Source organism: Mesorhizobium sp. M0106 (assembly GCF_040322715.1).
In the GTDB taxonomy this organism is placed as follows: domain Bacteria; phylum Pseudomonadota; class Alphaproteobacteria; order Rhizobiales; family Rhizobiaceae; genus Mesorhizobium.
On record NZ_JAMYUA010000055.1, the window covers coordinates 20,600 to 32,273 of the forward strand.

Genomic DNA, 11,674 nt, shown 5'->3' on the forward strand with positions numbered 1-11,674 from the left:
CCGCGATGTAGATCTCTCAACTCGGAAAGCCACGCCGCCCGGAAGCCCACATCGGAAGTTCCTTGGGCATGCGAAAGCGCGTGCTCTGTTGATCAAATTGAAACGGACTGACGCCGATGACCATCGACACCAATGAAAAGCGGTCTTTCAATCTTTCGCGCTGGGCAATCGGCCATCCGAGCATTGCCCGCTTCCTGTTCGGGCTGATCATCGTCGCCGGTGCGCTCGGCCTGATGCGCATGGGCCAAAAGGAAGACCCCGATTTCACCTTCCGCGTCATGGTCGTCCAGGCGATCTGGCCAGGCTCCTCGATCAAGGAGATGGAGGACCAGGTCGTCAACAAGATCGAGCGCAAGCTGCAGGAAACGCCGCACCTCGATTTCGTCCGCTCCTACACCCGCGCCGGCAGCGCCATCATTACCTTGCAGGTCAAGGGCGACACCAATCCGGCGCAGGTCGCCGATGCTTTCTATCAGGTGCGCAAGAAGGTCGGCGATATCGCCAATGAGCTGCCGCAGGGGCTGCTCGGGCCTTACTTCAATGACGAATTCGGCGACACGTTCATCACCCTGCATTCGATCAGCGGCGACGGCTACAGCTATCCCGAGCTGAAGAAATTCGCCATCCAGGCGCGTGACATGCTGCTGACGACGCCCGGTGTCGAGAAGGCCGTGATCATCGGCGACCAGCCGGAAAAGCTCTACATCGACGTTTCATCCAAGGTGCTTGCCGAACGCGGCCTGACGTTGACCGACCTGCAGAATGCGATCCAAGGCCAGAACAATGTCGACCCGGCAGGTTCGGTCGACACCGGCCAGCGTTCGGTGCGCATTTCGGTCGAGGGCGATGTCACCAGGGCGGCCGACATCCGCGAACTTCGCCTGCGCGCCGGCAACCAGGTGACGCGCCTCGGCGACATCGCCACCGTGACCTCGGGCCTCGAGGATCCGTACCAGCGCAAGTACCGTTTCAACGGACACGACAGCGTCCAGCTCGGCGTCGTCATGGCCAAGGGCTTCAACGTCACCGACGTCGGCAAGGACGTCGAAGCGACCTATAAGCGCTTCGAAGAGGCGCTGCCCTATGGCGTTTCGGTCGATCAGATTTCCGACCAGCCGCATGTCGTGAAGGAGGCTGTGAGCGAGTTCATGGAAGCGCTCGGCGAAGCGCTGCTGATCGTGCTTTTCGTATCGTTCCTGTCGATCGGGTGGCGCTCGGGCCTGGTGATCGCGATCGTCATTCCGCTGGTCCTGGCCGCCACGTTCGCCATCATGTACGAGCTCGGCATCGACCTGCAGCGCATTTCGCTCGGCGCCCTGATCATCGCCCTTGGCCTCCTGGTCGACGACGCGATGATCGTCGTCGAAATGATGGAGCGAAAGCTCGAGGAAGGCTTGGTCAAGGTCGAGGCGGCGAGCTTCGCCTATTCCTCGACCGCCTTCCCGATGCTGACCGGCACGCTGATCACCACGGCCGGCTTCATCCCCGTCGGTTTCGCGGCCTCTACGGCCGGCGAATATGTGCGCACCCTGTTTTACGTCGTCGGCATCGCGCTGGTCGTGTCCTGGTTCGCGGCGGTCTATTTCACGCCGTGGCTCGGCCACATGATCCTGAAGCAGCGCAAGCACGCCGGCAACCATCACGATGTCTTCGACACGCGCTTCTACCGCCGTCTTCGCTCGACCGTTGCATGGGCGGTGCGCCACCGCATCATCGTCCTGGTGATGACGCTGATGACGTTTGCCACCAGCCTGTGGGCGTTCCAGTTCATCCCGCAGAATTTCTTCCCGCAATCGTCGCGCCCGGAAATCCTTGTCGACCTCTGGCTGCCGGAAGGCACCAGCATCAAGGAAGTCGAGACCCAGGCCAAGGCGCTCGAAGCCAGGATGATGGACGACAAGGACAAGCGCTTCATCGCCACCTATGTCGGCGAAGGCGCGCCGCGCTTCTTCCTGCCGCTCGACCAGCAGCTTCGCAACCCGAACTTCGCCCAGCTTCTGGTGATGGCCAATGACGAACCGGCCCGCGAGCGGCTGATTGTCAAGCTGCGCACCATCCTGGCCAATGATTTCCCATCGATCCGCGCCAAGGTCGACCGCCTGTTCCTTGGTCCGCCGACCGGCTGGCCGGTGCAGATGCGCGTCATGGGTCCGGATCGCCAGGAGGTGCGCCGCATCGCTGACGAGGTGAAGGCGAAGTTCCAGGCAAATCCGCTGCTCGGCGCCATCCACGACGACTGGCTGGAGCCGGTGCCGACGATGAAGCTGGTGATCGACCAGGATCGCGCCCGTGCGCTCGGCGTCACCTCGCAGCGCATCCGCCAGACGCTGCAGGCGGCCATGTCGGGAGCGCCGCTCGATGACTTCCGCGACGGCGAGGAGACGGTTTCGATCGTCGCCCGTGAGCCGGAGGCAAGCCGTCACCTGCTGTCGGCGGTCGACTCCGTCTACATCCCGACCGATTTCGGTGGCTCCGTGCCGCTGTCGCAGGTCGCCAAGATCGTCCCGGTGCTGGAGCAAGGCGTCGAATGGCGGCGCGACCGCTTGCCGACCATCAGCGTACGCGCCACGCTTCCGGACGGCGTGCAGCCGAACGATGTCGCCATGAAAATGTACAGTGAGATGCAGGGCCTGCGCGCCAGCCTCGCACCCGGCTACAAGATCGAGATCCAGGGCGGCGCCGAGGATGCGGCCGAAAGCCAGGCCTCGATTGCGGCGAAAGCGCCGATCATGCTGGCCGTCATCGTCGTGCTGCTGATGATCCAGCTGCAGCATTTCGGCAAGGCGATGCTGGTGCTGGCCACCGGTCCGCTCGGCATCATCGGCGCGGCGGCGGCACTTTTGATCAGCGGCGCGCCGTTCGGCTTCGTCGCCATCCTCGGTGTCATCGCCCTGCTCGGCATCATCATGCGCAACTCGATCATCCTGGTCGATCAGATCGATCAGGACATCGCCGCCGGCGTGGAGCGTTCCGAGGCCATCATCGGCTCGGCGGTGCGCCGCTTCCGGCCGATCGTGCTGACGGCGCTGACGGCGGTGCTGGCGCTGATCCCGATCTCGCGCGGCGTCTTCTGGGGGCCGCTCGCCTACGCCATGATGGGCGGCATTCTCGTCGCCACGGTGCTGACCATCCTTGTCCTGCCGGCAGCCTATGCGCTGTTCTTCGGCCGGGAGCCCAAGAAGGTGGTGGAGCAGCCGGCCGAGACGGAAGAAAAGAACGAAAGGCCGCAACTGGCCCTGGCGGCCGAATAGAGCTGTTGGCAAATGTGACCTCCGGCGGTTTAATCCGCCCACCAGGCGTAGGCGCCGGAGGAGGACCGTCATGACCATGGCTCAGACAAAGGCACCGCTGCGGCTGCCGATCGACGGGCGCCATCGCCAGATGTTCATCGGCGGCGGCTGGGTCGATGCCCGCTCCGGCCGGACCATGGAGAGCCGCAATCCCGCCACCGGCGCGGTCATCGCCACGGTGCCGCGGGCCGACCGCCAGGACATCGACTTGGCGGTGACTGCTGCGCGCAAGGCGTTCGAGGGTTCGTGGAGCCGGTTCAAGCCTTATGAGCGGCAGGTGCTGCTGCTGAGGATCGCCGACCTCTTCGAAAAGCACTGGGAAGAGATCAGCCGCTCCGACACCACCGACATGGGCATGCCGATCATACGCACCCGCGCCAATCGCAACCGGGTCATCGGCATGCTGCGCTACTATGCCGGCATGGCGACGGCGCTGCACGGCGAGACGATCGACAACTCGCTGCCCGGCGAAATCGTCTCTTTCACCCGCAAGGAGCCGGTCGGCGTCGTCGGCGCCATCATTCCCTGGAACGCGCCAACGGCGGCGTCGATCTGGAAGATCGGCCCGGCGCTGGCGACCGGCTGCACCATCGTGCTGAAACCATCGGAAGAGGCGCCGCTGACGCCGCTTTTGATCGCCGACATCATGAACGAGGCCGGCGTTCCGGAAGGCGTCGTCAACATCGTCACCGGCACCGGCACCGAGGCAGGTGCCGCACTCGCCGAGCATATGGGCGTCGACAAGATCGTCTTCACCGGGTCGACGGCGACCGGCCAGTCGATCGTGCGGGCCTCGGCCGGCAACCTCAAGCGCGTCTCGCTGGAGCTCGGCGGCAAGTCGCCGGTCATCGTCTGCGCCGATGCCGATCTCGACAAGGCGGTGCCGGTGGCGGCGATGTCGGTGTTCGCCAATTCCGGCCAGATCTGCATCGCCGGTTCGCGCCTTTTCGTCGAACGCGCCGTCCATGACGAGTTCGTCGAGCGGCTCGCGGCATATGCCAAGGGTCTCAGGGTCGGCGATGGCATCGACCCGGCGACCGAGATCGGTCCGCTCGTCTCCGAAAAGCAGCTGCAACGGGTCACCGGTTACCTCGAGGCCGGCACCGCGGAAGGGGCGAAACTCGTCACCGGAGGCACCCGGCTTGTGGAAGGCGCGCTTGCCGCCGGCAATTTCGTCGCGCCGACCGTCTTTGCCGGCGTCTCGGACGACATGAAGATCGCCCGTGAGGAGATCTTCGGGCCGGTGATTTCAGCCTTGCCGTTCGATACGCTGGACGAGGCGGTCGAGCGGGCCAACAACACGCCTTACGGCCTGGCTGCAGGGGTCTTCACCCAAAATCTCGCCACCGCCCACCAGCTGTCGCGCAAGATCCGCGCCGGCTCGGTCTGGGTCAACACCTATCACGCGATCGATCCGGCCGTGCCCTTCGGCGGCTACAAGATGAGCGGCTACGGCCGCGAGGGCGGCGCCGAGCACCTCGCCGAGTATCTCAACACCAAGGGCGTGTTCATCAAGATCGATTGATCGGTCCGCCGCCCGCACAAAAAATGCTCCCCGACGCCGGTTTTGCAAAACAGAATTCCTTCCCATGCCCGCAAAGCCATCCCATGCTTGAGCAATTGGAGCGTTACGCTCGTCGTCATCGGTGCGTTTTTCCATGGCAGAAAATCGACAATTGCGGCTTGGCGCTTTCATGCGGCCCGTCAGCCTTCATACCGGCGCCTGGCGCTACCCGGGCGCCTATCCCGACGCCAACTTCAATTTCGCGCATCTCAAGCACTTCGCGCAAAGGCTGGAAGCGGCGAAGTTCGACGCCTTCTTCATGGCCGACCACCTGGCCGTGCTCAACATGCCGATCGAGGCGCTGCGGCGCAGCCACACGGTCACGTCCTTCGAGCCGTTCACGCTGTTGTCGGCGCTTGCCGCCGTCACCGATCGTATCGGGCTGATCGCAACCGCCTCGACGACGTTCGACGCGCCGTACCACATCGCCCGTCGTTTCGCCTCTCTCGACCATATCAGCGGCGGGCGCGCCGGCTGGAATATCGTCACCACATCCAATCCCGACGCCGCGCTGAATTTCGGCCTCGACGAGCATGTCGAGCACGACGAGCGTTATCGCCGGGCGCGGGAGTGTTACGATGTCGTCACCGGCCTGTGGGACAGTTTTGCCGACGATGCCTTCATCCGCGACGCCGAAAGCGGGCTCTATTTCGACCCGGCGAAGCTGCATGTGCTCGACCACAAGGGCGAATATCTTTCGGTGCGGGGACCGCTCAATATCGCGCGGCCGGTGCAGGGCTGGCCGGTCATCGTGCAGGCCGGCGCGTCGGAGGCCGGACGGCAGCTCGCGGCGGAAACGGCCGAGGTGATCTTCGCCGCCCATGCCGATCTCGCCTCGGGGCAGCGCTTCTTTGCCGACGTCAAGAAACGTGCGCAAAAACTTGGCCGGTCGCGCGACGACATCAAGATCCTGCCCGGCGCCTTCGTCATTGTCGGCGAGACCGTCGAGGAGGCGCAGACGAAGCGGGCCAAGCTCGACAGCCTCGTCTACTACGAGAGCGGCGTCGCCTCGCTGTCGATCGCCCTCGGCCACGACGCGTCGCGGTTCGATCCGGATTCAGTCTTGCCCGAAATCCCGGAAAGCAACGCCAGCAAGAGCGGCCGCGAGCGCGTCATCGAACTGGCGCGCAAGGAAAACCTGACCGTCAGGCAGCTTGCGCAGCGGCTGGGCGGCTATTCCGGTCTTGCCTTCGTCGGCACTTCGAAAACCATCGCCGACGAGATGGAGGAATGGCTGGTCACCGAAGGCTCGGACGGGTTCAACGTCATGTTCCCCTATCTTCCCGCCGGATTGGATGATTTCGTCGAGAAAATCGTGCCCGAATTGCAGCGGCGCGGCATTTTCAGGAGCGAATACGAAGGATCGACCCTGCGCGAAAATCTTGGCCTGAAGCGGCCGCCAAACCGGTTCTTCCAACCTGAGACGGCAGCGATCCGCAAAGCTGGTTAGAACCGGCAATGATTTTAGACCGTGGCAAGCATCCGTTCTTTTCGTTCGGTCCGAATGTCCATAGGGTCATGAGCAGCGGGCTGGCAGCCCGAAATCATCGCGAGGGCTTTGCATCATGACCAATCCGGCCGTTGTCGGTTTCTCAGGCAATTTCACCCGGCCGTCCAAGACGCGCGGCTTCGTCGATCGTATCGTGAACGAGGTAGCCGGCAGATATGGCCTGGCCGCCAGCACGCATGACGTCGTCGACCTCGGCCCCAGCCTCGGTGGCGCCAAATGGGCGCGTGAACTGGATGCGCAAGCGGGCAATATCCTCAAGCGCGTCGTCACGGCGGACGTGCTCGTCGTTGGCTCGCCCACCTACAAGGGCAGCTATACCGGCCTGTTCAAACACTTCTTCGATCTTGTCGACCCGACGGCGCTCAGGGGCAAGCCGGTGGTGCTGCTGGCGACCGGCGGCGGGGACCGGCATGCGCTGATTATCGAGCACCAGCTGAGACCGCTGTTCGGCTTCTTCGAGGCCTTTACGCTGCCGACCGCGATCTACGCTTCGGACAGGGATTTCATCGACGGCGTGCTTGCGTCCGAGACGATCCAGGCGCGCGTCGGACAGGTGCTCGAGGATATCGGCGCAGCGCTTGGCGGTCGCTCCCGCGCTGGCACCGCTGCCGAATAGCCCCTAAAAAGAAAAACCCGCCTCGGCGGCGGGTCTCGGGGCGAATTAGCACCATACTGAAATTAGTAGCATAGCTGCCGGCACAAAGCAAGAACAAAATGCAGGGATCGAGCGCGCCTTGCGCGCCCGATCCCTCAAGGCAAGCCGTCAGATGACGAATAGCCAGTTGGCGAGCAGCATCACCACGACGCCGGCGACCAGCGTCAGATAGGGCAGCATCCCCGCCTTTTTCACCGCAAGGTCGGACGAGCTCATGCCGAGATCGGCCAGCATGTGGTCGGGGAATTTGCCTTTGTCCTGGATGTAGTGCCGGAAGCAGAACACCGGGATGATCAAGGCTGCCGTGATCAGCCCGGCCCACAATGCCATCGGGTTCCACACCTTGGCGCCGGCGCCCATGAAGACCGCGTTGACGTAGGCAAAGATGGCGCCGAGGCCGAGCAGCCAGCTCGGCGCCTTCCAAGGCCGCGCGATGTGGCCATTGTCGATGCGGTGGATCCAGCCGGCATTGAGGTTAAGGAAGTTGAAGATGATGTAGCCGCAATTCGACACCGCCAGGATGAAGAAGAAGCTCGTTGCGTCGGCCGAGGCGATGGCCAGCACGATCAGGTTGAAGATCAGGTCGGTCCACATCGCCCGCGTCGGGGCGCCGTGCTCGTTGACATGGCTGAGATAGCGCGGCAGCCAGCCGTCGACCGAACCTTGATAGAGCGTGCGCGAGGAGCCGGCCATCGCCGTCATGATGCAGAGCACCAGCGCCAGGATCATCAGCATCACCAGCAGGCTGTGGATCAGCTGTCCGCCGCCGACCATGCCGGCCAGCGCATCGGCAACGCCGGAGCCGTCGACGATCGGCGTCGCCAGCATGCCGTTCAAGCCAAGCACGCCCTGGAAGGTGAACGGCACCAGGATGAACAGCAGCATGCACAACAGGCCGGAATAGAAGATCGCCTTGAAGGTATCGGTGCCCGGGTTTTTGAACTCGGAGGTGTAGCAGACCGCGGTCTCGAAGCCGTAGGTCGACCACGCCGCGATGAACATGCCGCCGAGCACCAGCGTCCAGCCGGCGATGTTCCACGCGCCGGGCTCCGGCGCATAGGCTGCCGCGAGCGGCACCAGCGGCGAGAAGTTTGCCCAGTTGATCTGGCCGGTGACGATCGGCACCACGCCGACGATGAGCATCGGGATGATGACCAGCAGGCCGATATATTTCTGCACGTTGGCCGTGCCCAGGATGCCGCGATGCTGGATCGAGAAGATGATCAGCATCAGCACCGCGCCGATGAAGAAGGTGGCGTTGAAGGTGAAGGAAACCGGGCCAAGCGTGTGACCGTAGAGCGTCCAGTTACGGATCGCCGGCGTCGCCGCCGCGGTGACCGCGGTGATGGCGTCGGCGGCGCTGGTTCCGGCATGGGCCGCGATATAGGCGGCGACCTCCGGCGACGTGTCGGTGAACAGCGGCACCGGCGCCAGTGCGTTGAGGATATAGGCGGCGGCGATCGAGCAGCCGAGCGACAGCACCGGCGACCACGCGAACCAGTTGCACCACACCGAAAGCGGCGCGATGAATTTCGAATAGCGCAGCCACGCGGTGGCGCCGTAGACCGAGGCGCCGCCGGATTTGTTCGGGAACAGCCCGGCGATCTCCGCATAGGTGAAGGACTGCAGGAAGCCCATGACCATGGATACGGCCCAGATCAGGAAGGCCAGTGTTCCGGTGGTGCCGGCGATGCCGCCGATCGAAAACAGGACAAGGGCCGGAACGCCGCTTGCCACCCAGAAGGCGCCGCGCCAGTCGATGTTCCGGTGCAGCTGCCCTTCGGCAGGCGAGACCAAGGTGGTGACTATCGTGCTCATTTACGTGGATTCCCCATTTTTGATGTTCCCCATCGGCAACAGCCGCAATCTCGCGAGGCGTCATCGACGCTCACGTTGAACGGCCCCAGGCGTTTTCCGCTCAGTAGTATTTTTTTCTTAGCAGTGAAGATTGACCCAACGCGCTTTCACGTCAAGCGCTTTGTGACGCTGTGCACATTGCGCTTGTGAAACAATCGAGCTTCGCTGGCGCTGCCAACGGGTGCGGTCTTTCCTTCTCCCCTTGTTGTGGGAGAAGGGAAGAACCAGGAAGCGTCGGTCAGGAGCGCGGCCTGGTCTTCTGCGGGTCGTAATGGGCAAAGGCGACGACGCGCGCCGGCAGCCGCTTGCTGTGACCATCGAGCTTGCCGATCTCGATCTCGGTGCCGATCGCCGCATGCGCGACGTCGAGCCTGGCCAGCGCGATGGTCTTGTTCAGCACCGGCGAACGCATGCCGGAGGTGACGACGCCGATCTGGGCTCGGCCGACATGCACGCAATCGCCGTGGCCGACCGCGATATTGGCGTCGATGTCGAGGCCGACCAGCTTCTTCTGCGGGTTTTCCTTGCGCCGGATCAGCGCCTCGCGGCCGATGAAATCGTCGCTCTTGGTCTTCAGCGGTACGGTGAAGCCGATGCCGGCCTCGAACGGATCCGTCTGGTCGGAAAACTCGTAGCCGGCAAAGATCAGCCCGGCCTCGATGCGCACCATATCGAGCGCCTGCAGCCCCATCGGTTTCAGGCCGTGCGGCTGGCCGGCCTGCCAGATCGCGTCGAACACCTTTTCGGCGTCGCGCGGATGGCACCAGATCTCGTAGCCGAGCTCGCCAGTGTAACCGGTGCGCGAAACCACGACGGGAATGCCGTTGCCGCCGCCGATGCGGGCGACGGCGAAACGGAACCATTCGAGCTCGTCGATCGACGGCTGCAGCGGCGAGGTCCAGATGATCTGCCGCAGGACGTCGCGGCTTTTCGGTCCCTGCACGGCAACATTGTGCATCTGGTCGGTCGAGGAGCGCACCAGCACGGTGAGGCCGAGTTTTTGCGCCGTTTCCCGCAGCCATTCGCCGGATAGATCGTCGCCGCCGACCCAGCGGAAATTATCCTTGCCGAGCCTGAGCAGCGTGCCGTCGTCGATCATGCCGCCATGCTCGTAGCACATGGCGGAATAGACGACCTGGCCGACGCCGAGCTTTTTGATGTCGCGGGTCAGCGTGTATTGCAGCAGCGCCTCGGAGTCCGGCCCGGTGACCTCGAACTTGCGCAGCGGCGACAGGTCCATGATCACGGCGTCCTGCCGGCAGGCCCAGTATTCATCGATCGGGCCTTGCCTGGCGAAGGAATTGGCCAGCCAATAGCCCTTGTACTCGACGAAGTTGCGGGTGTGCTTGGCAAAGCTCGAATGAAAGGCGGTCTCGCGGGTCATTTTCGGTTCCGAATCGGGCGTCATGCGTCTGGCGATCGCTCGCGAGAATTTGTGCTGGCCGGAATAGGTTCGCACATGGATGTCGGTCAGGTTCCAGCCATTGGCCGGCGTCGTATCGTCGGGGCAGGCGGACGAGACGCAGACGATGTCCGTGAGCGCCCTGAGTAGCACATAGTCGCCCGGCCGCGACCACGGCTCGTCCGATACCACGACGCCATGCGCGTCGATGGCCGTGTTGAAGAAGAAGTTGATCGCCATCCAGCCGGCGCGAGGCGTGACACCCTTGTCGGCCAGCGCGCGGTTGAAATTCTCCGAGCAGTTAGGATGGCCGGGATAACCGATGTCGTCGTAATATTTGGCCGCGCAGGCGAGCGCGAATGCATCGTGGCGGCCGCAAGTGTCCTGCACAACCTCGACCAGCGGCTCCATGTCCTGGTTGTAGTATTTCGAGTGCAGACCGGGCATCGGATAGCTCGAACCCATCAGCGTGCGCGTCGTCGTCACGTCGAGCGGATGATCGCGGCCCTTGTCCAGCTTGCGCGCCGAAAAGCACTGGAAGTCCGTGCATTGGCGCCCGTCGACATCGATGATCTGCAGATAGTCGCCCGCCTTGACGAAGTAGGCCTCCGCCGTCGCCGAGTGGACGCGCAGGTCGAGCACGGGATCGGCCAGCGGGTCGGCAAGCCTGGATTTCGCCGTCGGGCGGATGGTGGCGCGGCGGACGATGACGCTAAGCGGCGTCGCCGTATCGTGGCCGTCGACCGGCATCGGCCCGCCGGGCGCGGCAATCAGCATCGACCCATCGCGGGCGACGGTAAAAGCCTGTTCGGTACCGGCAGGGGTGGCGCCGCCGAAAATGCGAACCGCCTCTGCCTGATCGAGCTGCACCTGGCGCCGCTCGAGGCCTCGGCGCAAGGAAGCGAGGTTATCGTTGCCCTCGGCCAGCATCGCCTTGATGCCGGCGGCATTGCTGTTCGATTTCTCGCCGAGAATGCCGGAATCGGTCGCGTCGCTGCTGTCCCATGCCAGCAGCTCGCAGGCCTGCCCGCCCTCGACATCGCGCACGGTGACAATGTCGCCGGCCTCGACCTCGATCAGCACCGCGCCATTGCCCTGAACCGAGTAGCGCTCCATCCCGGCCGGCAGCGTAATCTGGCCTGGTCGCAGGATCAGGCTCGGCCGGGGCGGTCCGGCGACGACGGCGGGGTAGGGCGACTGGCTCATCTCAACCTTGGTTTCGAGAAACAAGTTTGCCTGTGTGTGAAATTATTTTAGCGGGAAGAATAGCAGGGGGATCGGGTTTGGCAAGGTGAAGGTGGCACAAGCTCCCCTTCTCCCCTTTGTTTGGACTGGGGACATCGCGAACAGATGTGCGAGGACATCGCGAACAGTTTTGCATGCTATCGCGCCAGGA

General features: G+C 63.7%; 6 protein-coding genes. 4 read left to right on the forward strand and 2 right to left on the reverse strand.

Annotated elements, in window-relative coordinates:
• The first annotated feature begins 116 nt into the window (after positions 1-116).
• The 4 genes from NKJ55_RS31300 to msuE all read left to right on the forward strand — a co-directional run bounded on the left by NKJ55_RS31300 (position 117) and on the right by msuE (position 6,980).
• Positions 117-3,251, forward strand: a complete 3,135-nt coding sequence (locus NKJ55_RS31300) for an efflux RND transporter permease subunit (protein WP_352453254.1) — start codon at positions 117-119, stop codon at positions 3,249-3,251.
• A gap of 70 nt (positions 3,252-3,321) precedes the next feature.
• Positions 3,322-4,815, forward strand: coding sequence for an aldehyde dehydrogenase family protein (locus NKJ55_RS31305; RefSeq protein ID WP_352453255.1), 1,494 nt, complete (start codon positions 3,322-3,324; stop codon positions 4,813-4,815).
• Positions 4,816-4,948: 133 nt separating this feature from the next.
• Positions 4,949-6,304 (forward strand): LLM class flavin-dependent oxidoreductase, encoded by a 1,356-nt coding sequence (locus NKJ55_RS31310; protein ID WP_352453256.1) that lies wholly within the window; start codon positions 4,949-4,951, stop codon positions 6,302-6,304.
• A 115-nt stretch (positions 6,305-6,419) separates the two neighbouring features.
• The gene (gene msuE, locus NKJ55_RS31315; protein ID WP_352453257.1) at positions 6,420-6,980 is read left to right on the forward strand and encodes an FMN reductase; all 561 of its coding nucleotides are present in this window, start codon (positions 6,420-6,422) and stop codon (positions 6,978-6,980) included.
• Positions 6,981-7,127: 147 nt separating this feature from the next.
• On the opposite strand, the gene NKJ55_RS31320 is transcribed toward msuE, so the two are convergent.
• Positions 7,128-8,837 carry a trimethylamine N-oxide permease gene (locus NKJ55_RS31320; RefSeq protein WP_352453258.1) on the reverse strand — a complete coding sequence of 570 codons (1,710 nt, stop codon included), beginning with the start codon at positions 8,835-8,837 and terminating at the stop codon, positions 7,128-7,130.
• Positions 8,838-9,114: 277 nt separating this feature from the next.
• Positions 9,115-11,484 carry a trimethylamine N-oxide demethylase gene (locus tag NKJ55_RS31325; protein WP_352453259.1) on the reverse strand — a complete coding sequence of 790 codons (2,370 nt, stop codon included), beginning with the start codon at positions 11,482-11,484 and terminating at the stop codon, positions 9,115-9,117.
• Between the last annotated feature and the right edge of the window lie 190 nt (positions 11,485-11,674).